Annotated in this window: 17 protein-coding genes and 1 pseudogene; 8 read left to right on the forward strand and 10 right to left on the reverse strand. The window is 68.6% G+C overall.

What is annotated here, in order from left to right:
- Nucleotides 1–128 precede the first annotated feature (128 nt).
- From J3P31_RS20265 to J3P31_RS20290, 6 genes are all read right to left on the reverse strand, one after another.
- Entirely contained in the window at nucleotides 129–341 is a 213-nt protein-coding gene (locus tag J3P31_RS20265) for an ATP-binding cassette domain-containing protein (protein ID WP_210530350.1), read from the reverse strand.
- A gap of 187 nt (nucleotides 342–528) precedes the next feature.
- Nucleotides 529–1,116, reverse strand: a complete 588-nt coding sequence (locus J3P31_RS20270) for a DJ-1/PfpI family protein (protein WP_210530351.1) — start codon at nucleotides 1,114–1,116, stop codon at nucleotides 529–531.
- Between the two features lie 73 nt (nucleotides 1,117–1,189).
- Nucleotides 1,190–2,143, reverse strand: a complete 954-nt coding sequence (locus J3P31_RS20275) for a substrate-binding domain-containing protein (RefSeq protein ID WP_210530352.1) — start codon at nucleotides 2,141–2,143, stop codon at nucleotides 1,190–1,192.
- A gap of 44 nt (nucleotides 2,144–2,187) precedes the next feature.
- The gene (locus J3P31_RS20280) at nucleotides 2,188–3,177 is read right to left on the reverse strand and encodes an ABC transporter permease (RefSeq protein ID WP_210530353.1); all 990 of its coding nucleotides are present in this window, start codon (nucleotides 3,175–3,177) and stop codon (nucleotides 2,188–2,190) included.
- Complete coding sequence (locus tag J3P31_RS20285; RefSeq protein ID WP_210530354.1) at nucleotides 3,174–4,727, reverse strand: sugar ABC transporter ATP-binding protein; 1,554 nt, start codon at nucleotides 4,725–4,727, stop codon at nucleotides 3,174–3,176. The genes J3P31_RS20280 and J3P31_RS20285 overlap by 4 nt, the downstream gene beginning before the upstream one ends.
- A gap of 2 nt (nucleotides 4,728–4,729) precedes the next feature.
- Nucleotides 4,730–5,416 carry a GntR family transcriptional regulator gene (locus J3P31_RS20290; protein ID WP_210530355.1) on the reverse strand — a complete coding sequence of 229 codons (687 nt, stop codon included), beginning with the start codon at nucleotides 5,414–5,416 and terminating at the stop codon, nucleotides 4,730–4,732.
- Between the two features lie 98 nt (nucleotides 5,417–5,514).
- On the opposite strand from J3P31_RS20290, the gene J3P31_RS20295 reads away from it, so the two are divergent.
- The 7 genes and pseudogenes from J3P31_RS20295 to J3P31_RS20325 all read left to right on the forward strand — a co-directional run.
- Nucleotides 5,515–6,525, forward strand: a complete 1,011-nt coding sequence (locus J3P31_RS20295) for an Ldh family oxidoreductase (protein WP_210530356.1) — start codon at nucleotides 5,515–5,517, stop codon at nucleotides 6,523–6,525.
- 21 nt (nucleotides 6,526–6,546) lie between these two features.
- Complete coding sequence (locus J3P31_RS20300) at nucleotides 6,547–7,746, forward strand: iron-containing alcohol dehydrogenase (RefSeq protein WP_210530357.1); 1,200 nt, start codon at nucleotides 6,547–6,549, stop codon at nucleotides 7,744–7,746.
- Between the two features lie 20 nt (nucleotides 7,747–7,766).
- A complete protein-coding gene (locus tag J3P31_RS20305) occupies nucleotides 7,767–9,239 on the forward strand; it encodes an NAD-dependent succinate-semialdehyde dehydrogenase (RefSeq protein ID WP_210530358.1) in 1,473 nt (490 codons plus the stop codon).
- A 28-nt stretch (nucleotides 9,240–9,267) separates the two neighbouring features.
- Nucleotides 9,268–10,104: an alpha/beta hydrolase gene (locus J3P31_RS20310; protein WP_210530359.1), complete on the forward strand. Its 837-nt coding sequence runs from the start codon at nucleotides 9,268–9,270 to the stop codon at nucleotides 10,102–10,104.
- A gap of 669 nt (nucleotides 10,105–10,773) precedes the next feature.
- Entirely contained in the window at nucleotides 10,774–12,108 is a 1,335-nt protein-coding gene (locus J3P31_RS20315; protein ID WP_210530360.1) for a TrkH family potassium uptake protein, read from the forward strand.
- A complete protein-coding gene (locus J3P31_RS20320; RefSeq protein ID WP_210530361.1) occupies nucleotides 12,098–12,772 on the forward strand; it encodes a potassium channel family protein in 675 nt (224 codons plus the stop codon). Before J3P31_RS20315 ends, J3P31_RS20320 begins: the two co-directional genes overlap by 11 nt.
- 95 nt (nucleotides 12,773–12,867) lie before the next feature.
- Nucleotides 12,868–13,402 (forward strand): annotated as a pseudogene (locus tag J3P31_RS20325) (BCCT family transporter); the annotation flags it as partial.
- A gap of 193 nt (nucleotides 13,403–13,595) precedes the next feature.
- Here J3P31_RS20325 and J3P31_RS20330 read toward each other — a convergent pair.
- The 4 genes from J3P31_RS20330 to J3P31_RS20345 form a co-directional block, all read right to left on the reverse strand.
- On the reverse strand, nucleotides 13,596–14,546 hold the full coding sequence (locus tag J3P31_RS20330) for an ABC transporter permease (protein ID WP_210530362.1): 951 nt from the start codon (nucleotides 14,544–14,546) through the stop codon (nucleotides 13,596–13,598).
- On the reverse strand, nucleotides 14,536–16,998 hold the full coding sequence (locus J3P31_RS20335; protein ID WP_210530363.1) for an ATP-binding cassette domain-containing protein: 2,463 nt from the start codon (nucleotides 16,996–16,998) through the stop codon (nucleotides 14,536–14,538). The genes J3P31_RS20330 and J3P31_RS20335 overlap by 11 nt, the downstream gene beginning before the upstream one ends.
- A 55-nt stretch (nucleotides 16,999–17,053) precedes the next feature.
- Nucleotides 17,054–18,085 carry an ABC transporter substrate-binding protein gene (locus tag J3P31_RS20340; protein ID WP_210530364.1) on the reverse strand — a complete coding sequence of 344 codons (1,032 nt, stop codon included), beginning with the start codon at nucleotides 18,083–18,085 and terminating at the stop codon, nucleotides 17,054–17,056.
- 571 nt (nucleotides 18,086–18,656) lie between these two features.
- Nucleotides 18,657–20,645, reverse strand: a complete 1,989-nt coding sequence (locus tag J3P31_RS20345) for an extracellular solute-binding protein (RefSeq protein WP_210530365.1) — start codon at nucleotides 20,643–20,645, stop codon at nucleotides 18,657–18,659.
- A gap of 586 nt (nucleotides 20,646–21,231) precedes the next feature.
- Between J3P31_RS20345 and J3P31_RS20350 the strand changes: the two genes are divergently transcribed.
- Entirely contained in the window at nucleotides 21,232–21,666 is a 435-nt protein-coding gene (locus J3P31_RS20350) for a hypothetical protein (RefSeq protein ID WP_210530366.1), read from the forward strand.
- Nucleotides 21,667–21,762 lie beyond the last annotated feature (96 nt).

A 21,762-nucleotide genomic window follows, 5' to 3' on the forward strand; every position in this document is an offset into this window, starting at 1 on the left:
GAACCTGGGCAGGCTTTGAAGGGTCAGGTTCTCGCGCATGCCCATGTTGAGCACGAGCCCGCGTCCCTTGCGGTCCTCCGTGAGATACATCAGGCCCAGCGCCTGCGCCTCGCGCGGGCTGCGGACACCTAGGGGCCGAACTGGTGATCCAGACGCACCTCCCCTGTCGTCGGCGCGAGGTCCCCGGACATGATCTTCATGGTCGTGGACTTGCCCGCGCCATTCTCGCCAATGAGGGCATGAACCTCGCCGGGACGGAGGGCCATCGAGACATCGAACAGGATCTGGATGGGACCGAAGCTTTGGTTCACCCCGTTCAGCGACAGGACGGGAGCGCTCAATCGGGCCTGATTTGATCAGGACGGGGGGCCGCAGCGACAGTCCGAAGGCTCAGGAGTCCACCAGAGATCGATCCTCAGGGCGGCGGACAAGATGCCGATCCTCGGCATCTTGACCGCAGGTCGTCCCGAGCGACCTCGATACCCGGGCGGAGTTGGCCGTCCCGGGTATCGAATGCAGAGGACTGCCTCAGCTGTGGGTGATCTTCGTGCCCAGGACGTTCAGGCATTCCCGCATGAAGGCGGCCAGCGCCGTCCAACCCTTGGCCGAGACCATGTTCCCGTCCACGTAGGCTTCGGTCGGAGACAGGTCGATATAGGTCCCACCCGCAAGCCGCACCTCGGGCGCGCAGGCGCCGAGACCCGCGACCTTGCGGCCGGTCAGGACCCCGTCCACCGCCATCAGGATCTGCACGCCATGACAGATCGTAAAGATCGGCTTGCCGGTCTCGTGGAAGTGGCGGACGATGTCCTGCACCCGCGGGTCGGTGCGGATGTATTCCGGCCCGCGACCGCCCGCGCAGTACACCGCATCGTACTCGGCCGTGTCGATCTCGGCGAAGGTCTTGTTGATCAGGGCGTTGTGGCCCGGCTTTTCGGTGTAGGTCTGGTGCCCCTCGAAGTCGTGGAGCGAGGTCGCGATGACCTCGCCGGCCGCCTTGTCGGGGCAGACGACGTGAACGGTGTGGCCCACCGCCTCCATCCCCTGCTGGAACACGAAGATCTCGTATTCCTCGGTGAACTCGCCGCAGAGCATGAGGATCGTCTTGCCGGGCATGGGTCTATCCTTCGGTTGTGGTGTTGGTAGGGCCCGCCACACGGCGGCGGGCGCCGATCTTGCCGGATCGGGGTCAGAATGGGGAATCGGGGAAGTAGAACTGCTCGGCGTTCTCGGGCGTGATGAGAGGAGCATCGAGCAGCACGGTGCCCCGGACCGGGGCCTGCCCATGGAACTGGGCGGCGGTCATGTAGATGGCGGTCTTGATCATCGAAGGCGGATATGGAGTCGAGACCGGCGTGACCGGATCATTGGCCATCACCTTCTCGATGACGTCCTTCATGCCGTTTCCGCCCAGGGCGTAGCGGATTTCCGTGCGGCCGGACTCCTTGATGGCCTCCAGCACGCCCAGGAGCATGTCGTCGTCATTGGCCCAGACCGCGTCGATATGCGGGTACTTGGCCAAGTAGTCCTGCATCAGCGTGAAGGCCTCGTCCTGGTTCCAGTTGGCGTACTGAATGTCGAGGATCTTGATGTTCGTGTCATCGATGACGTCGGTGAAGCCCTGGATCCGCTCGTCGTCGATGACGGTGGGGATGCCGCGCAGCACGACGATCTCGCCCTCGCCACCCAGTTGCTCGCTCAGGTAGCGGGCGGTGTTGGCGCCCACGGCGATGTTGTTGCCCGCGACGTAGAGATCCTGGATCGACGGATCCGCCAGGCCCCGGTCCACGACGGTGATGAACGTGCCGGCGGCCTTCACCTGCTCGACAGGTCCGGTGAGCTCTTCGGAGGTGAAGGGCAGGATGACCAGCGCGTCGAGGTCCTGGCTCGCCGTCAGGTCCTCGAGGGCGGACACCTGGGCCGTCGCGGAAGGCGACGTCTTCACGACGACGTCGATGTCGGGGAACGCGGCCTCGATCTCCTGCTCGGCCTGCTCGGCGTGGTAGACCACGCCACCTGTCCATCCATGCGTGGCGGCGGGGATCGAGACGGCGATGACCGTCTTGTCCTGGGCCATGGCTGCCGTCGCGCACAGGGTCGCGACGGAGACGGACAACCAGGCCGTCCTTGTGATCGTGTTCATGTCTTCTCCTCCTCTGGAATTCGAGCCGCGATTCTCTGCCGCGGCTACTTGGTGAAGCGGTGGACCAGCATGGCGACGATGATGATGACCCCCTGCACGGCGGCCACGAGGTATTCGGACACCATGTCGGACAGCACCATCAGGTTCGCGATGGCTTCCAGGATCAGGGCGCCGGCCACGGTGCCCCAGATGCGGCCCTTGCCTCCTCGCAGGGCCGTGCCACCGATCACCACGGCCGTGATGACCTGAAGCTCCCAGAGCTGGCCGGTTGTGGGGGTCGCCGCGCCAAGCCGCGGGACGTAGCAGATGGCCGCCACCGCCACGCAAAGGCCCTGGATGACATAGGCGATGGTCTGGACCCGCGCGACCGGCACCCCCGAGAAGCGCGCCACTTCGGGGTTCGCGCCCACCGAGGCACAGCGCCGCCCATACTTGGTTCGGTAAAGCAGGAACGCCCCGAGCAGGATCACGGCCAGGCTGATGACGATGGGAACCGGGACGCCCAGGAGATTCCCGAAATAGACGGGGCGATAGGCCTCGCGCAGGCTGCGGTCGATGGGGAGCGAGCCGCCGTCCGTCATGAAGGTGATCAGCGCCCGGAAGATGCCCATCGTGCCCAGCGTCACGATGAAGGGCTCGATCTTCCCCACGGTCACGATCAGGCCGTTGGCCGCTCCGCACAGGGCGCCCACCACCAGGGCGCAGGCCGCGCCGGCCACGATGGCTCCGCTGCCCAGTGACGGCGCCAGCGCGTTCATGATCATGATCATCACGCCGGTCACGAAGGCCATCATCGAGCCCACGGACAGGTCGAGCCCGCCCGACGAGATCACGAAGGTCGCGCCGATCGCGATGATCGCCACGAAGGCGCTGCGCGTGACGACGTTCAGGACGTTCGTCTCGGACAGGAAGCTCGGGTTCAGGAGGGCTCCCAGGACGATGATGACGGCCAGGGCGATGAACGGCCCCAGGTCGCTCCAGCGGATCGCCCACCCTCTCTCCCTGGCGGCGACCCGGGCGCTTGCTATGCTCATCGCTTGTCCTCCCTTGGTTCCCGGCCCTGGTCTGCGGTCCGGCCGCTGGCCGCGGCGTAGACCACGTTGGCCTCGGTGATCTCCTCTCCCCCGAGCTCGGCCACGATCCGGCCGCCGCGCATCACCAGCACGCGGTCGGACAGGCCCACCAGTTCCGGCAGTTCCGAGGAGATGACGATGCAGGCCTTCCCTGACCGCACCAGCCTGTCGATGAAGTCGTAGATCTGGCTCTTGTTGCCGATGTCGATGCCCCGCGTCGGCTCGTCGATGATGACCACCGATGGGTCCGACATCATCACCTTGGCGAGCAGGAGCTTCTGCTGGTTGCCGCCCGAGAGCTGGCCCGCGTCCAGATGGACCGTCCGCACGCGGATGTCGTAATCCCGCACCGCGTCGCCCAGGGCGGCGGCTTCGCGCCCGCGGTTCAGGACGAAACCGTCATGGACCTGGTCCAGGGCAAGAAGCGTCAGGTTCGGGGCGAGCCGCTCCTCGAGGAGCAGGCCCCGCCCCTTGCGATCCTCGGTAAGGTAGACGAGCCCCGCGTCCCGCCACGCCGGGACGGAGCGGCGCGCCATGGCATGCCCGTTCAACGCGACGCGGTCCGCGCGCGATGGCCTGAGGCCCATGAGCCCCTCGAACAGTTCCGTCCGCCCCGAGCCGATCATGCCGCCGATCCCCAGGACCTCGCCCGGTCGGACGTGGAACGAGCCAGCCTGCTCGCCGTGCCCCACCGACAGCCCCTCGACTTCGAGGAGCGGCGCGGCGGTGGCGGCAGGGCGCTTCGGCGGATAGAGCATTGCGAGCTCCCGCCCGACCATGAGCTCGGCCATGGCGCGCTGCGTGAGGCTCGCGGCGGGGTAGGTGCCGATCATCTGGCCGTCGCGCAGGACGGTGACGCGATCCGCCAGCGCCTCGACCTCCTCCAGCCGGTGGGAGATGTAGAGAACGGCGACACCGGCCGCGCGCAGCTGCTGGACGACGCGCATGAGCGCCGCGACCTCGTCGTTGGCGAGCACGGCGGTCGGCTCGTCGAGGATGACGACCTTGCGCTTTTCCAGAAGGGCGCGGGCGATCTGCACCAGCTGGCGCTGGGCGAGCGGCAGGTCGCGGACGAGGTCGCGCGGGCGGCCCGTCGCACCGATGGACTCCAGAACCTCGGCCGCGCGGCGGTTCATCGCCCGGTCATCGACCATGAGTCCCCGCGTGATCTCGCGCCCAAGAAACAGGTTCTCGGCCACGGTCAGGTCGGCCGCGAGCAGGATTTCCTGGTGCACGAGCGAGATCCCGGCCGCCTCGGCCGCCACGGCGTCCGCAAGGACCACTGGCTGCCCATCGAGGACGAGTTGACCGGCGGTCGGCCGGACATGGCCGGACAGGATCTTCATCAGGGTGGACTTGCCGGCGCCGTTCTCGCCGATGATCGCGTGGACCTCGCCCGCATGGATGTCGAGCGTGACGCCGGACAGGACCGTAATCGGGCCGTAGGCCTTGGCAAGCCCCTCGGCGCGGAGCACCGGGATCCGGTCCCGGAGGCGCGAGGTCGCCGCCATGTTCAATCGAACGCCGCGAGAAGGCGATCCCGCGACCTTTCGATATGCTGGTGCATCGCCGCTGCAGCGCCATCGGCATTCCCGTCGCGGATCGCCGCGAGAAGGCGGTCGTGTTCTTCCAGCGCCTCCTGGGTCACGCGCGTGTGGAACATGAGGCGGAAGATGTGCAGGTGGACGTGCTGGTTGGCCAGCGTGCTGCGGATGACCTCGTTCCCCCCGAGCCGCAGGATATGGTCGTGGAACTCGGCGTCGGAGCGGGCGAAATGCGAGTACCGGCTGCTGCGGTCAGCCGGCGCGCCACCCCGACGCATTTCGGCGGCCTTGGCCTCCAGGTCGGCCAGGTCCTCGGGGCTCATGTTCCGCACCGCAAGGCGGGCGGCCTCGGGCTCCAGAAGCAGGCGAAAGCTGTAAAGGTCGTCGAACTGCTTGCGCGTGAGTTGCGGCGCGGCGCTGTAGCCGATCAGATGGGCCTTCCGCACGAGCCCCTCGCGTTCGAGGCGGCTCAGCGCCTCGCGGACGGGGGTCTGCGACACCTCCAGTTCCCGCGCGAGGACGTCGATGGTGATGCGCGCCCCTGGGGCGATGTCGAGGGCCATCAGCCGCTCGTAGATGGCGTCGTAGACCCCATCGACGATGCTCGCCGGCCGCACCGGCCCGCTCCGCCCCTCTCGATCCGCCGCGATCCCCATGGGGCCTCCTGATGTTCGGCTTGACACGAGGACTGTTGTTCCAGATAGGATGGTCCCTGTCAAATATAATATCGTATATGATATAGGGAGGCGAGGGGATGCTGTGCCAAGAGCCGCTGCTGCGTGCCCTCGCGACCGAGTTGCTGGAAAGCCGGGGCGTGCCCGCGTCGGCGGCTCGCCTCCAGTCGGACCTCCTCATCGAGGCCGAGTTGCGGGGCCTTCCCTCGCACGGTCTCCAGCGGTTGCCGCGGCTCCTGAGCCGGGTGGCGAACGGGCTCGCCGATCCGGTGGCGTCGGGTCGGCACCGCTGGCCACGGGTCGGGATGCTCGAGGTGGATGGACAGCGCGGGCTCGGGCCGGTGGTGATGATGTCGGCGCTCGAGGCCCTGGCCACGACCGTGACCGCAACCGGCATCGCCGTCGCGGCCATCCGCGACGCCAACCACATCGGTATGCTGGCCTACTACGCCGAGCAGGCTGCCACGCGCGGCCTCATCGCCCTGGTCACCTGCAACAGCGAGGCCCTGGTCCATCCCTTTGGCGGCACCCAGGCCATGCTTGGCACCAACCCCCTCGCGATCGGTCTCCCGACTGGCGGGGCGCCCTTCGTGCTGGACATGGCCACGAGCCTTGTGCCGATGGGCCGCATCCATGCCCATGCGCTACGCAAGGAGCCCCTGCCCGAAGGCTGGGCCGTGGACGCGCAGGGCCGCCCAACGACCGACCCCGAGGCGGCCAAGGCGGGGACCATCGCCCCCTTCGGCGGCGCCAAGGGCTACGGCCTGGGCCTCGCGCTCGAGCTCATGGTCGCGCTGCTCGCAGGATCGGCCTTGGCGCCTGAGGTGCGAGGGACGCTGGACGACACCCACGTCGCCAACAAGGGCGACCTCCTCCTGCTGATAGATCCGGGGCGCGACGCCGCCGGGACGCGCCGGCTGTCCTTGTACCTCGACGCCCTCCGGGCCTCGCGCCCTGCCGACCCCCGGCACCCGGTGGAAGCGCCGGGCGACGGGATGCGACGCCGCCGTGCCGCCGCGCTCCGGGACGGCATCGACGTGCCGGACGCTCTTTTCGACGAACTTCACGGTCTCCGGGCCGCCTTGGCCTGACTCATGCGATGCGAGGGTTGAATGGATCTCTTTGGAACGATCAGGGCCCCACGGGAGCTGCTGTTCGGCTTCGGGCAGCGGCACGCCGTGGGCGCCATGGCCCGCAGGCTGGGACAGCGCGCTCTCATGGTGACGGACGCCCGGCTGGCCGGTGACCCGGACTTCGTCGCCCTTGCCGAATCCGTCCGGCGCGAGGGCCTCGAGGTGCGGATCGAAGCCGGAGCCCTGCCTGACGTTCCGGTGGACTCGGCGGTGGCCTGCGCCAAGGCAGCGCGCGATTTCGCGCCCGACCTGGTGATCGGCGTGGGCGGCGGGTCCTGCCTCGACCTCGCCAAGTGCATCGCGCTTCTCCTCGCCCATGGCGGGCGGCCGCAGGACTACTACGGCGAACTCAAGGTGCCGGGCCCCGTGCTGCCGCTGATCGCGCTTCCCACCACGGCCGGAACGGGGTCCGAGGTCACGCCGGTCGCGGTCCTGTCGGACAGCGAACGCAGCCTCAAGGTCGGCGTGTCGAGCCCACACCTGATCCCGACCGTCGCCATCTGCGACCCCGAGCTGACCATGACCTGCCCGCCGGGCCTCACCGCCATCGCCGGCGCCGACGCCCTGACCCATGCCATCGAGGCCTTTACGGCTGGACGGCGCCCCGTCTCGGCCTCGCTCGCGACCGAACGGGTCTTCATCGGCAAGAACGCCATGTCCGACCGGCTGGCGCTCCAGGCCATCGCGCTCCTGTGGGAAGGACTCGAGGCGGCCTGCACCGATGGAGCGGACCGCGCCGCGCGGGAACGCGTGATGATGGGCGCGACCTTCGCGGGCCTGGCCTTCGGGGTGGCCGGGACCGCCGCGGCCCATGCCATCCAGTATCCCATCGGGGCCACGACCCACACCGCCCATGGCACCGGCGTCGCCTGCCTGATGCCCTTTGTGATGGAGTGGAACCGGCCCGCCATCGGCCCCGAGCTGGACGAGATCGCCCAGGCCATCGGCCTTCCGTGCGGGGACGAGGTGATCCCCGCCATCGCCGCCCTGTTCGAGCGCATCGGCATCCCGTCCTCCCTCCGCTCCCTGGGGCTTCAGGAGGACCGTATCGACTGGGTCGCCGACCAGTCCTGCGGCATCGAGCGCCTGATCCAGAACAACCCCCGTCCGATCGACCGGACCGGGATGCGCCGCCTCGTCGCCGCTGCCTATGCGGGCGACCGGGCTCTCGTCCACTGATGCCCAGGAGGGCCCCCGCCATGACCGTCGCTTCCGTCCGCGGCCTGAACCCGGACTTCTCCGACCCCGCCCTGCACGCCGAGGGCCAGTACATCGGCGGCCGCTGGCTGCCCGGCGGCGGCATCCCCGTCGTCGACCCCTCGACCGGCGCCATCCTCGCCGAGGTGCCCGACGCCTCGGTCGAGCAGGGCCTCGCCGCCGTGGACGCCGCCCACGCCGCCGCGGCGTCCTGGCGCGCGACGCCCGCCCGCCAGCGCTCCGAGATCCTGCGACGCTGGTTCGACCTGATGAAGGAGCACGCCGAGGAACTGGCCGTCCTCATCTCGCGCGAGAACGGCAAGGCGCTGGCCGACGCACGGGGCGAGGTCGCCTATGCGGCCGAGTTCTTCCGCTGGTACGCCGAGGAGGCGACGCGCATCCCCGGCGAGTTCCGCACCGCGCCCTCCGGCGCGCAGCGCATCCTCGTGGACCACGAACCCATCGGCATCGCGCTCCTCATCACCCCGTGGAACTTCCCGGCCGCCATGGCAACGCGCAAGATCGGCCCTGCCCTCGCTGCCGGCTGCACGGTCATCCTGAAGCCCGCGAGCGAGACCCCCCTCACCGCCTTCGCCATGGCGCGGCTGGGCGAGGAGGCCGGCGTGCCGCCCGGCGTGGTGAACGTGCTGACGACCACGCGGCCCGGCCCTGTCGTGTCCGCCATCCTGGCCGACCCGCGCGTGCGAAAGCTGTCCTTCACCGGCTCCACGCCTGTCGGGCGGGGGCTGCTCGCCGAGGCCGCAAAATCGGTCGTGAGCTGCTCCATGGAGCTCGGCGGCAACGCGCCGTTCCTTGTCTTCGATGATGCCGACCTCGACGCCGCGCTCGACGGGGCGATGGTGGCCAAGATGCGCAACGCGGGCGAGGCCTGCACCGCCGCGAACCGCTTCTATGTCCAGGACGGCATCCACGACGCCTTCGTGGAGGGGCTGACCCGGCGCATGGCGGCGCTGAAGGTCGGCCCGGGGACGGACCCCGCGACCCAGTGCGGCCCCATGATCACCCGGAAGGCCGTGCAGAAGATCGACCGCCTCGTGTCGGACGCGGTCGCGCAGGGCGCGCGGGTCCGGACGGGCGGCGTGACGCTTGGCGGTGACGGCTTCTTCTATCCGCCCACGGTCCTCGACCACGTGCCCCGGGACGCGGAGATTGCCCGCGAGGAGATTTTCGGCCCCGTGGCGGCGATCTACCGCGTCGCCGACGAAGCCGAGGCGATCCAGCTTGCCAACGCGACCGAATACGGCCTCGCGGCCTATGTCTACACATCGGACCTCGCCCGCGCGCTGCGGGTGGGCCGGTCGCTCGAAAGCGGCATGGTGGCGCTCAACCGGGGCCTGATGTCGGACCCGGCCGCCCCCTTCGGCGGGGTCAAGGAAAGCGGGCTCGGACGCGAGGGCGGCACGACCGGCATTCTCGAATTCATGGAAGCGAAGTATTACGCCCTGGAGTTCTGAGCTAGCCTTCGGGGCGGGGAGGATGTGGATGGACGGTCGCGACCCTTACCGGATCAGGGACTTCGTGCCCGGCTTTGATGCGATCTCTGCCGAGATCGCGGCGCGCAGCCGGAGCCTGACCGCCCGTGCCACGGTGCGGGCCGACCTCGCCTACGGGGAGGGCCCGCGCGAGACGCTGGACCTGATCCTGCCGCCCGCCCCGACCGCCGGGGCACCGCTCCATGTGTTCGTGCATGGGGGTTACTGGCGCTCGGGCGAGAAGGAGGCCTATCGCTGCGTGGCCGCACCGGTGCTGGCCGCAGGCGGGATCGCTGCCGTGGTCGAGTACGACCTCATGCCCGGCACGCGTCTTGCGATCCTTGTCGGGCAGGTGCGTCGCGCGGTCCATTGGCTGCAGCGCCACGCAGCCGGGATCGGGGCCGATCCCGACCGCATCACCGTCAGCGGCCATTCGGCGGGGGCCCATCTGGCCTCCTATCTCGCGGCCGCAGGCCCACAAGAAACGCCGCCGGACCTGCCCCGGCTCCGGGGGCTGCTGCTGGTCAGCGGGATCTACGACCTGTCCGGCATCCCGGCGAGCTTCCTCAAGGACGAGGCGCGGATGACGCCCGAGGAGGCTGCGGCTTGGTCCCCGGTCACATCGCGCCAGATGTCCTCCCCGCCACGGACCTTCATCGTCGGCGGGGAGGAGACCCAGCCGTTCCATGACCAGGCCGGCCGGCTGCACAGGCTGCTTCGCGCCCAAGGCTCGGAGAGTGAGTTGCGGACCGAGCCGAACCTCAACCACATGAACGTCGTCCTGGACCTCGCCGATCCCAAGCAGCCGCTGGGACGGCATCTCGCGGATCTGGTCGAAGGGTCTTAGGCGGCGGCCCCACCATTTCGGATCAGCCAACAGGCAAGGTGGCCCTTCCCCCAAGCTGGGTCGAGTTCTGTCGAGGTCTTCAGCTGAGATGACCTGCCAGCTGAATGTGGGCCACCGGGCTAGCCTTTCCCTGAGGGTTGTGCGGCCAAGGGAACCATGTGCCCCGGACCGATCTGCGGATGATCAAGGGTGCTGTCGGACAGCTACGAACCAGTCCCAGTTCGGCGCGGGCGCCTGATCTCAGGCGGCACAAATCGCCCGGCACCCAGCGAGAGCGATGTCACGCGCAGCTTTTTGGGTATCTCGACGGATCTGTCAGACTCAACGGTAGCATCCGCTCCGTTCCGCCCTGCCCTTCATCCGTCCGGACATTGGATCAGCGTTGCGCGGCTCAAGGCCAAGGCTAGCGGCACGAGGCCCAGTGCCGAGATGGGGCGTGCTTGGCCGGCATCAGCAGTGTCGCAGGCCCGCTGCCCCGCTCGATCCTCGTCACCCTGGCAACATCCCTTCCGGCTTCGACGAGTCTGGACGTTGCGGCGCGACTGTCGCAAGCGTCGCGGAGTAGCGGCTCCACGATTAACTGCCCGTTACGATTGCAGTCGCCCACCACGCCAATGAGCCTACCTCCGAAGGCAAAACTCTGATGCAGCGTCCAAGTCGGATGGTCCGGTGAACTCCCGCCAGATTACTCATCCAGTTCGCGTGATCCCGCTCACCCTGTTGGGCGCCATCGTCGTGGGCACGCTTCTGCTGCTCCTGCCCGTTGCAGCCTCGGGGGACGGCGCAACGCCGTTCATCACGGCGCTCTTCACTGCGACGTCCGCGATCTGCATCACAGGGTTGGTCGTGGTCGACACGCCGACCTACTGGTCCGCCTTCGGCCAAGCCGTGATCCTGGGGATGATACAGGTAGGTGGCTTTGGCATCATGACCGGGGCGACGCTACTGGGGCTTCTAATCAGTCGACGGCTTCGCCTCACGCAGCGGCGCATCCTGCAGGCCGAGACCCGCAGCCTCACCCCGGCGGACGTGCGGAGCGTGATCCACGTGGTCCTGGCTGTCACGCTGACGGTGGAGGCGATCGTTGCCGCCATCCTGACGCTGCGCTTTCATCTGAGCTACGGCGAGCCCTGGGCTCGTGCGGCCTGGAGCGGTCTTTTCCACTCGGTATCGGCCTTCAACAACGCAGGTTTCGCGCTTCACTCCGATAGTCTGACCCGGTTCGCGCTCGATCCCGTCGTTCTCGTGCCGATCATGGCAGCCGTGGTGGTCAGCGGGCTGGGGTTTCCGGTGCTCCACGAACTGCACGAGGAGTGGCGGAGGCCTGGGCTCTGGTCGGTCCATGCCAAGATCACGATACTAGGAACCGTCATCCTCCTCGTGGGGGGCTTCCTTGCCTTCCTGGCGTTCGAGTGGACCAACAGGCGGACCCTGGGTCAGCTGCCGTTTGGGGGACGTCTGCTCAACGCCATGTTCCATTCCGTCATGACCCGGAGTGGAGGATTCAACACCTTCGACACGCGCGCGCTGCGCTCCGAGAGCCTGTTGCTCAGCGACATGCTGATGTTCATCGGAGGCGGCAGCGCCGGCACGGCGGGGGGCATCAAGATTACGACCTTCTTCCTTTTGGGCTTCGTCGTCTGGGCCGAGGTCCGGGGGCATTCAGACGCATCGGCCTTCAAGAGGCGCATCAGCACCGAAGTCCAGCGTCAGGCGCTGACCGTGGTGCTCCTGGCCACCGCCATCGTGAGCCTGGCGACCCTGGCGCTGCTGTTCATGACATCCTTCCCTCTCGACCTGATCCTGTTCGAGGTCCTTTCCGCGGCGGCCACGGTGGGCCTGTCCACTGGCATCACGGACGAGCTTCCATCCGGCGGGCAGTTCATCCTTGTCCTGTTGATGTATGTGGGTCGCGTCGGCACCATCACCGCCGCCGCTGGTCTGGCCCTGCGCCCGCGTCAGCGCCTTTACCGCTATCCCGAGGAGCGTCCCATTGTTGGGTAAGGTCTTCATCCCGCGCGGCGACAGCGTTGTCGTCATCGGCCTTGGCCGGTTCGGCGGCGCGGTCGCCGAGTCCCTGGCGCGGCTCGGCCACGATGTTCTCGGCATCGACGAGAACGCCGCGCTGGTTCAAACCTGGAGCGACCAGCTGGCCCATGTGGTCCAGGCCGACACCAGCAACGCCGAGGTCCTGCGCCAGCTTGGCGTGCAGGACTTCCAGCACGCCGTCGTCGGCATCGGCACGGACATCGAAGCGAGCGTCCTGACCACCTTGGCGCTGAGCGAGTTGGGCGTGCCGGACATCTGGGCCAAGGCCAGCACGCGCAATCACGGCCGCATCCTGGAACGCACCGGCGCTCACCATGTGGTCTTTCCCGAATCCGCCATGGGCGAGCGGGTGGCGCATCTCGTGACCGGCAAGATGATCGACTTCATGGAATTCGAGGACGGGTTCGCGATCGTGAAGACCTGCACGCCCAAGGAGGCCGTGGGTCGCCCCCTGGCCGAATCCAGGTTGCGGAGTCGCTATGGGGTCACCGTAGTCGGCGTGAAGCGGCCCAGAGCCGACTTCACCTATGCCGTCCCGGAAACCGTGCCGGAGCAAGGGGACCTCCTGATCGTCTCGGGCCCGGTACGCGAAGTCGAGCGGTTTGCGGCGCTCCCGTAGGGCGGACGTTCCGACATCGGCGGATTGCGGATGTGGGCCCGGTGCCGCTGACGCGGCGCTCCTGCGTCTAACCCATCTTGGGAGAGTGGACCTGAGGACGGCCGGGACATGTGATCGACATCCTGGCCATTCCCGCCACGATATTCGGGCTGGCGACGTCTCTGGGCATCGGCGCCCAGCAGGTCGCGGGTGGGCTCGACGATCTCTTTCGCCTCCCCTCCTCGAACCCGGCGCTGGCGGTCGTCATCCTTGTGATTACGGCCATCGCCTTGGCCTCCGGCGCAGGAGGCCGCGCTGGAGCCGAAGCTCTTTGCCATGCTGACCCGGTTGTCGCTGACCTTCCTGAGTTCCCTGGTCGGCATCGTGCTCGTGGTGGTGTTCTTCGTCACCTCCTCGGATTCGGGCTCCCTGGTGCTCGACGCCATCGCGGCCGGAGGCAAGGTGAACGCGCCCATTCCGCAGAGGGTGTTCTGGGTCACGTTCGGCCGGCTTGGGGCCATTGCGCTGCTTCTGGGCGGGGGACTCGCGGGATTGCAGGCCATGGCTGTTTCGACGGGTTTCCCGTCCCCGGTGGTCCTGCTGGGCGCGTGCTATGCCATCCGGCGCGGGCTGCTGAACGAGCCCCGATGAGAGCCGAACCTTACAGCTTCGACCGGGTGTAGACCCGACGGGTCGGGGTCACCCCTTCCCGGGCGACATGTTCGACGACCTGCGGCTTCAACTCGTCCCAACCTTGCCAGCAGTGCCGGTCATCTGACCGACAGGCGGAATCCGCCGAGCCCTGACGTGGGCTCGCGGGAAGCAAACATGGCCTCCCATGCGCTCAGCGGGCGTTCCGGGGACCGGCCAGCGCCAGCACCAGGATGATGACGACCCCCTGCACGATATCCTGTGCTCCCAGGGGCAGGCCCGCGATCTGCATGGTGGCGACGATGAGAACCAGGAGAAGCGCCCCGAACAGGGTGCCCGCCGGCACCGCCGAGCCGCCCGCGATGAGGGTGCCGCCCAGCACCACGGCCCCGACGGTCTGGAGGAGGTAGGGTGTCCCCATCTCGAGGAAGGCCCCTCCCGCATAGGCCGAGAGGAGCATGCCGGTGATCCCGGCAAGCATCGCGCTTGCGAGAAAGGCGAGCGCGGTGGTGCGCCCCACCGGAACCCCTGCAAGGCGCGCCGCACCCCAGTTCTGGCCAGTGGCGGAGAGCTGCCAGCCATAGGCAAGCCGCGCCAGCACCCAGGCGGCGACAACAGTGGCCGCCAGGGCCAGCAGCGCCACCACGGGCACGCCACCGACCCGGTTGGTGGCCAGCCAGGCGAGCGTCTCGGCCGTGCCCGAGGACTTGACCTGCCGGTTCACCAGCAGCGTCACGGTGGCGAGCATGTAGCCCGTCGCCAGCGTCGCGATGATCGCAGGGATCCGCAGCAGCACCACCAGGATGGCGTTCAGGCCGCCGGTCAGCAGCGCCACGGCTGTCACTGCCGCGACCGCAAGCGGCACGTTGGCGTCCTGCCCGCCCGAGACGGTAACGGTGGCGAAGGCCGACAGGGTGATGACGCTCGGGATGGAGAGGTCGATATTCCCACGCCCGGTCGTCACCACGACCATCTGCCCCAGTGCGGCAATGAGCAGGAAGGCGGCCGAGGTGGCGACCCCCGTCAGCGCGTGCAGGCTGATGCTCTGGGTGAGCCCGCTGAGGACCGTCCAAAGGATCACCACGCCCAGAGCCGCCCAGATCCAGCGATGCCGCCCGGCGAACCGCATCAAGTCAGGCCGCATCGGACCGCCTCCCCCCCAGAGCCGTTCGAAGCCCGAGGATCGCAATGAGAAGGCTTCCCTGCACCAGTGCGTTGAAGTCCGTCCCCACCCCCAGCATGGCGAGCGCCGCCCCGATCAGGGCCAAAGTGACGGCTCCGGCCACCACGCCCGGCGGGTTGATGCGCCCGCCCAGGAGCGCACAGCCGCCCACCACGATTCCCGCGACGCTGAGCAGGGTGTAGGATCCACCCACCCGCACGTCGCTCGCCCCGTTCATGGCGGTGAGATAAAGCCCCGCGGCCATGGCGAAGGCCCCCGCAATCACGTAGCGGCAGACCGAATAGCGCAGCGGCGACCAACCCAGCCGCGCGAGCGCGTCGGGCGCCGCGCCGAACCCCCGGAGCACCACGCCCAGCGGAGAGCGGTCGATGAGCAGCGCCACCGCGCCCGCCGCAAGGATGAGCGCAAGAGGCGCAGGCAGGCCCGGAATCTGCCAGTCGAAGGCGGCGCCCAGCCAGTCCGGCGCGCTTCCCCCCGGTGAAGGCTGAATGGTCCGCCCCACGCCCAACCAGATGAAGGAGGCGCCCAGCGTCGCCACGATGGCCGGGATGCCCCGCGTGCGGATCAGGACCGCCAGGAACGCATAGCCCCCCAGGCCTGCCGCCAGCGCTAGCCCCCCGAAGAACGGCGCGGTCACGAGGACCGTGGCGCTCAGCACGTTGACCATGCTGACGAAGTTGCCGACGCTAAGGTCCACCTCGCTGCCGCCCACGATGAACATCTGCGCCAGCGCCACCAGAACCAGCGTCACCGCCGGCCCAAGCAGGAGCTGCATCCCAAAGCCTGACAGCACCAGCGGATTGATCCAGGCCATGAGCCCCACGAGCAACGCGAGCCCGAGGAAAGGGATGGCGCCGAAGACCCGCTCCGACGGCGCGGCTGCCTGTCGTCGGGCTGGGCTGGTTCCGTCCGGGGTCGCGAAGCTTTGCGCGATGATCGCCTCCTCGGTGATGGCCGCGCCCCGCAGGTCGGCGACGATCCGGCCATGGCTCAGCACGAGGACCCGGTCGCATTCGAGGAACTCGGCATCCTCGGTCGAATGCCAGACCGCCAGCCGCCCTTCGGAGGCGACCTGCCGCAACACCCGGTAGAAGTCGCGCTTGGCGCCGATGTCCACGCCGCGTGTCGGGTCGTCCAGGAGAACGATCGGGCTCGCGTCCACCAGGCCACGGGCAATCAGCGCCTTCTGCTGGTTGCCCCCTGAAAGGTCGAGGATGCCGTCGTCCAGCCGCTCGGGCGCGAGGGAGAGGCGTTCGGCCCATTGCCGCGCCGCTGCGGCCTCGGCCTCGGGACGAACGGCACGCAGGGGCGGCGCGGCGGCGACACGACCGAGGACGATGTTTCGCAGCACGCTCCACAGCGGCAGGACGCCCTCGGCCTTGCGGTCGCCCGACACGAAGCTCGCGCGGCCCCGCCGCTCGACCTCGCTGGCGCCGCGCCCGTCCGCCTCCCGGATGCGCCGCAGGAGCGTCTTCTGCCCGCCGCCTTCGAGCCCCGCGAGCCCCACGACCTCGCCTGCCCGCAACTCCACCTCGTGCCCGAGCGCCGAGGTGAGCGCGCCACCCAGCCGGACGAGGATCGGCCCCTCGGCTCCGGACGGGGCGGGAGGTGCGACCTCGGCCAGCGCCGCACGTCCGCCGACGGCAGCCATGAGGTCAGGCAGGGTCATCTCCTCACGCGGCGCGTCCGCCACCACGGCGCCGTTCCTCATGACCACGACCCGGTCCGAGACGGCGAGCACCTCGGGCAGCTTGTGGCTGATGAAGATGACGGCGAGCCCCTGCGCGGCCCGCGCCGCCACATGGGCGTGGAGCGCGCGCGCCGCCTCGGAGGACAGCGACGAGGTCGGCTCATCGAGGATGAGGAGCCGCAGGGCCGGGTCGCCGGCCGCCCGCGCGATCTCCAGCATCTGCTGCTCGGCCAGATCGAGCCGCCCGACGCGCTGGTCGGCGTCGATCCGCGCGTCCGGGAACACGGCGGCGAGCCCCTCCCGCACCATCCGGCGGTAGGGACCGAGCCAAAAGGCCGGCGCGCGGGTCCTGGGCCGCTCCAGGTACATGTTCTCGGCCGCCGTCAGGTTGGGGCAGAGCGAGAGTTCCTGGTGAACGATCCGGAGGCCGAGCCGCTGCGCCGCACGCGGGCCGTAGCGGTCCCAAGCCACCTCCGTTCCGTCCACGACCAGGCGCCCGGCGTCGGGCACCGCGCCCCCCGTGAGCACGCGCATCAGCGTGCTCTTGCCCGCGCCGTTCGCGCCGACGAGCCCCACCACCTCGCCCGGCGCGATGGAGAAGGTCACCTCGCGATTCGCGCGCGTGGGGCCGTACGACTTCGAGATCCCCTCGAGCCGCAGTAACGCGGGCCGCGACGGGGCGTCGGCACGGGCCGCGAGAGGCGTGGCGTTCATTTCGTTCATGTCGCCGCCTGGTCTCGCCACAGGGAGGACCGACACCGCGAGGCCGTGGCAGCGCTCACTGCGCGTTCAGCAGGTTCGCCTGGACCCAGGCGCGGTCGTAGCTCGGGCTGATGATGAACCCGGGCTCGAGCCCCTCGGCAAAGGTCGCAAGGTTCTCGTCCTCGACGACGGCGACGGGCATGGTCATCTCCATCGGCGGCTGCGCGCCCTGGGTGATCTCGTAGGCGAGCCAGAAGGCCGCACCGCCGATCCCTGGCGTCGTGTTCATGGAGGTGGTCTTGTAGCCGTCCGCCGCCTTGCCAGCCCACCACAGGACGAAGTCGCTGCTGCCGCCGCCCTCGATCACCGGCATCTTCTCGGCGTAGGGACCACCATACTGTTCGAAGGCCTGCGCGATGCCGTAATCGTCGCTACCCCCCTGCGCGAGGACCGCGTCCACCTGAGGCAGGCTCGGCAAGATGTTGGCGATGGCCTGCTGCGCCTCCGAGGCGGTGGCCTGCCCGATCACCTCGGCCACGACCTTCACCTCGGGGTGCTGCGCCAGCACCGCCATCTGCGCCGCATACATCTGCTCGTCAGGGCCCGACCCCGCCACGCCCCGCACGACGATGACGTTGCCCGCATCTCCGATGAGGTCGAGCGTCGCTTCGGCCTGGGCCGTCTTGTATTCGGTGAAGTCGAAGCCGACCTTCCAGGCGCAGGGCTCGGTGACGAGCGAGTCGAAGGCGATGACCTTGATGCCGGCGTCGCAGGCCTGCTTGACGATGCCGTTCAGCGCCGTCTCGGAGGCCGCGTTGATCGCGATGGCGTCCACGCCCCGCAGCACGAGTTCGGCCAACTGGGCGTTCTGCTGTGCCACCGAGCCGTCGCCGTTCAGCACGACGTAGTCGGCGATCAGCCCTTCGGCTTTGGCGGCTTCGGCCTGCTCCGTGAAGGCATCGACCATCTGCCGCCGCCAGGTGTTGCCGTAGAACGAGTTGCTGAGCGCGATGACCGGGGCGTCCTGCGCCACAGCCGCGCTGGTCAGACCAGTAACGGGAATGGCCGCAATGGCCGCGCCGAGCAGAACGACGAATCGCCTGGACATGATCTGGTTTCCTCCTCCGCTGGTTGGTTGCGCTGTGTCTGGCCCCGGCCCAGACCGGGGCAGCCGCGCATTCTGTTCCCAAGCATACTCATCATACCAGTGATGCGGCAATCCGATTTGTGACCCCCATCGACGCGTTCGCAACCGGGGCGCCCTGACGCTTTCGCCCGAGGATCCGGCGGGTCCCGGCATCCCACCAAAGGACCCGCGGACCGGGCTGCTGGTTCGGCACCACTCCCGGGCGGGGTGGGCCAAAGGCGAACCAGGCCGCCCCGTTGCCGGAGGCGGCCTTGCAATCAGTGTTGGTTGTGGGCCCCCGACGCCACCGAGAGTTGTCAGCGGAGTCGAGCGAAAACTGCCAGCCCGATCCTGGATCGGGCGGCCCAGGCAGCTTTGTCAGATGAGCGGGCAGAGGCCCTGCCCCGTTCTCTTGGGCACTGGATCAGCGTCGCTTGGCTCAGGGCCGAAAGGGGCCCTTGGAAACCCGCCAGCGGCCTGCGCACTCTCGCTGCCACACCGGCTTGTCCTGATGATGCCGGTGCGGGCTGCCCCAGCTCGAGGTCGTGTCGCTTTACTGGAACGCCCCGGCCGCCTGGAGTTTCGCCGCGGCCTCGGCGTCATACCACCAGAAGTCCAGTTCGCCGACGCTGAACGGCGGCAGCGCCTCGGGATGGTCGAACATGTCGTAGTAGGCCACCCAAAGGTTCGGGTTGTACCACCGGGGCACCCCCAGCCGCATCGCGCGCAGCACCCGGTCCAGCGCGCGGGCCGCCGTCTCCATCCCCTCGCGCGTGTCGGCGTTGACCACGATGTCGATGATCCGGTCCACCGCCGGGTCCTGGATGCCCGGAAGGTTGCGGTTGGACTCGGCCGCGGACTCCGAGCCGAACCACTGCTTGAGCCCCGAGCCCGGCTCGAAGTCCATGCCCGGGCTCCAGCGGCTCATGTCGAAGTCGGAGCTGTCGCGGCGCTGCGTGGCCTGCGCGGGGTCCACGATCTCGAACTCCACGTCCACGCCCAGCCGCTCGAGATTCGAGACGTAGGGCAGGGTCAGGCGCTCGAAGGTCGGCGAGAACTCGAGGATCTCGACCCGCAGCACCTCTCCGTCGGCGTTGCGGCGCAGGCCATCGGCACCCACGGTCCAGCCCGCCTCGTCCAGGAGCCCGCTCGCGCGGCGCAGGTTGCCCCGGTCGATCTCGCGGTCGGGGCTCGACTCGGGGGGCAGCACGGCCTCGTCCGTCAGGATGGACGCGTCCAGGAGCCCGTCGTCCACCAGCGGCTGCAGGATGGCGAGTTCGCCCTCGGTCGGCGTGCCCACCGCCATCATGTCGGTGTTGGTGAAGAAGGACGGCAACGGTTCGTAGAGGTCATAAAGCAGGGTCGCGTTGGTCCATTCGAAGTTGAACACGAGGCTCAACGCCTCGCGGACCCGGACATCCTGGAAGACCGCACGGCGCAGGTTGTAGGCCCAATAGGCCGCCACCGGGACGCCGCCGTTAAGGATCTCCTCCCGCACGACCTGACCCGACTGCACGGCCGGAAAGTCGTAGGCCGTGGCCCAGAGCAGCGGGTCGGTCTCGTTCCGGAACGTGTACTCGCCGGCCTTGAAGGCCTCGAGCGCCACGGTGGCGTCGGCGAAGTACTCGACCCGGATGGTGTCGAAGTTGTTGCGCCCCACGTTGATGGGCAGGTCCTTGCCCCAGTAGTCGTCGTCCCGGCGCAGCAAAACCTGGCGGCCCATGTCCCAGCTGTCCACCAGATAGGGCCCGGAGCCCAGGAACGGCACGTCGCTCGGGGCGTCGAGCCGCGCACCCGTCCGCTCGAACTCCGCCTGCGACAGGATGGAGATGCCGCCCGCAAAGGGGATCCGGTCGCGAACCGGCGAATCCGGCGCAAAGGTGAACTTGATCCGATGGTCGTCCAGCACTTCGACCTCCGTCACGAAGCCGCCCGCCGCCATGCGGTAGGACTCCAGGCCCTGCTCCATGAAAAGGTCGTAGGAGAACTTGACGTCGTTGGCCGTCAACGGCGACCCGTCCGAAAACCTGGCTTCGGGGCGCATGGTGAAGATCACCCAGTCGAGGGACTCGGGATATGCCAGCGTCTCGCAGATCAGGCAGTAGGACGCGGTCGCCTCGTCGGCGGTGCTGGCCATCAGCGACTCGAACGGGAAGGCGCCCCAGGGGGTCGCGTTGCCCTGGATGGTGTACATGTTGAAACTGTCGAAGTTCCCCTGCGCCCATTCCGAGATCTCGCCGCCCTTGGGCGCGTCCGGGTTCACGTAGTCGAGGTGATCGAAGTCGGCCGCGTACTTCAGGTCGCCGAAGAAGGAATAGCCGTGCGAGATGATCGTCTCGCTCCCGGCGGCAGGGGCGCCGGCCGCGCTCATCCCCGCCACCTCAGTGCCTCCCGCAGCAGCCTGGGGTGATGCCGCGTCGCTGTCAGCCTCCTGCGCCCGCGCCTCCCAGGCCCAGACGGCCGAGGCGAGCGCCAGGAGGCTGAGCGCGAGGCGTGGCGAAGGCCCGCTCCGCGTCAGGGCAAGGATCCGGGCCTGGGGCATGGTGACTCCTCTGGCGGGCCGCGAAGGCAGCCTGTGTCCACGGCTCCGCCATAGTGGACGCGCGGCAGGGGGATTCAAGGACAGTCTTGGGAATGTGCTGTCAGACCAATGCGAACTTGTCTCGGTTCTGGCGGGCGTGCCGGATCTCGCGTCGCCTGGACTGCTCTCGCCGGCAGCCAACGAGCCGTTGCAAGGGTCGAGCAAGGATCGGCGTCCAGCTTGGCCAGGGAGTTCACCGGAAAGCGGCCAATCGACCGGCTCCCTGACCCGCTTCCCCCATCCCTGCTTGGCTCGAGCCACGGAACCCTGGATGCACGCGCTGCCCGGTCCGTGACCTCGGCCGCATCGGCACGGGTGCCTCTTGGGCCCGATCCACCTTTATCATCTCCACACTTCCAGGGCGGCCAACCATCCGGTTGTTCCTGTGCCGGGATCGGGGCAGAGATGAGGGAGCGAGCGACGCCCCTTCGGCTCCTCTGCTGCAGTCGTGCAGGTCGGGCCCCGTGCATCCGGCGTGTGTCATGAACCATTCTGCTGCCCGGTGGACTGTCCCTTGCGCCCTGACCTGACTCCCCAGAAGTTTGAATTGCTAGTCCGGATCGTCCTGCAGAACCTTCTGCTCGTCGGGGCGGTGGCCATGTTCACTGGCTTGGCCATCGTAGGCCTCGTTCGGCCCGGCTCGGCCTGGATCACGGCGTCGATCCATGCCGTAGCCTCTGGGGCCCTGTTGCTGCAGTGGTGCCACCACGGCGTCCGCACCATGCAGATCAAGAACTTCGTCGTCGAGCAAGAAGCCGGTCAGCCCGGAACCTGGGAAACTTGGCTCCCCGCCCATCGGCCGGAACGGCTTTTGGGCACCCGATGGCTCATTTCCACGAAGGGCGTCTTTCTGGGACTGCAGGTGGCCATGATGGGGCTCGCAACGGCCTTGTCCGGGATGACCGATCACGCGGCCATGATCTTCTGCATGGTGGCCTTCGCGGGCTCCCTGGGGCTGCTGTTCACGAACCCGAAGGAATGATTCTGGCGGACGCACTGGGGCATTCCACTTGGGACGGCATGGGCCCGGGCACCGGCAGCCTTCGGATCGACCCGACGCTCGCATCATGGTCGCGCG

It is taken from the genome of Rubellimicrobium arenae, from assembly GCF_017916275.1.
GTDB classification, from domain to species: Bacteria; Pseudomonadota; Alphaproteobacteria; order Rhodobacterales; family Rhodobacteraceae; genus Rubellimicrobium; species Rubellimicrobium arenae.

Bases quoted from the DNA above. Each gene is read 5' to 3' on its own strand.
- J3P31_RS20285 (WP_210530354.1), bottom strand. From the start codon at position 4,727: ATGGCGGCGACCTCGCGCCTCCGGGACCGGATCCCGGTGCTCCGCGCC.
- J3P31_RS20290 (WP_210530355.1), bottom strand. From the start codon at position 5,416: ATGGGGATCGCGGCGGATCGAGAGGGGCGGAGCGGGCCGGTGCGGCCG.
- J3P31_RS20340 (WP_210530364.1), bottom strand. From the start codon at position 18,085: ATGTCCAGGCGATTCGTCGTTCTGCTCGGCGCGGCCATTGCGGCCATT.
- J3P31_RS20330 (WP_210530362.1), bottom strand. From the start codon at position 14,546: ATGCGGCCTGACTTGATGCGGTTCGCCGGGCGGCATCGCTGGATCTGG.
- J3P31_RS20280 (WP_210530353.1), bottom strand. From the start codon at position 3,177: ATGAGCATAGCAAGCGCCCGGGTCGCCGCCAGGGAGAGAGGGTGGGCG.
- J3P31_RS20335 (WP_210530363.1), bottom strand. From the start codon at position 16,998: ATGAACGAAATGAACGCCACGCCTCTCGCGGCCCGTGCCGACGCCCCG.
- J3P31_RS20310 (WP_210530359.1), top strand. From the start codon at position 9,268: ATGGACGGTCGCGACCCTTACCGGATCAGGGACTTCGTGCCCGGCTTT.
- J3P31_RS20270 (WP_210530351.1), bottom strand. From the start codon at position 1,116: ATGCCCGGCAAGACGATCCTCATGCTCTGCGGCGAGTTCACCGAGGAA.
- J3P31_RS20305 (WP_210530358.1), top strand. From the start codon at position 7,767: ATGACCGTCGCTTCCGTCCGCGGCCTGAACCCGGACTTCTCCGACCCC.
- J3P31_RS20300 (WP_210530357.1), top strand. From the start codon at position 6,547: ATGGATCTCTTTGGAACGATCAGGGCCCCACGGGAGCTGCTGTTCGGC.
- J3P31_RS20275 (WP_210530352.1), bottom strand. From the start codon at position 2,143: ATGAACACGATCACAAGGACGGCCTGGTTGTCCGTCTCCGTCGCGACC.
- J3P31_RS20295 (WP_210530356.1), top strand. From the start codon at position 5,515: ATGCTGTGCCAAGAGCCGCTGCTGCGTGCCCTCGCGACCGAGTTGCTG.
- J3P31_RS20345 (WP_210530365.1), bottom strand. From the start codon at position 20,645: ATGCCCCAGGCCCGGATCCTTGCCCTGACGCGGAGCGGGCCTTCGCCA.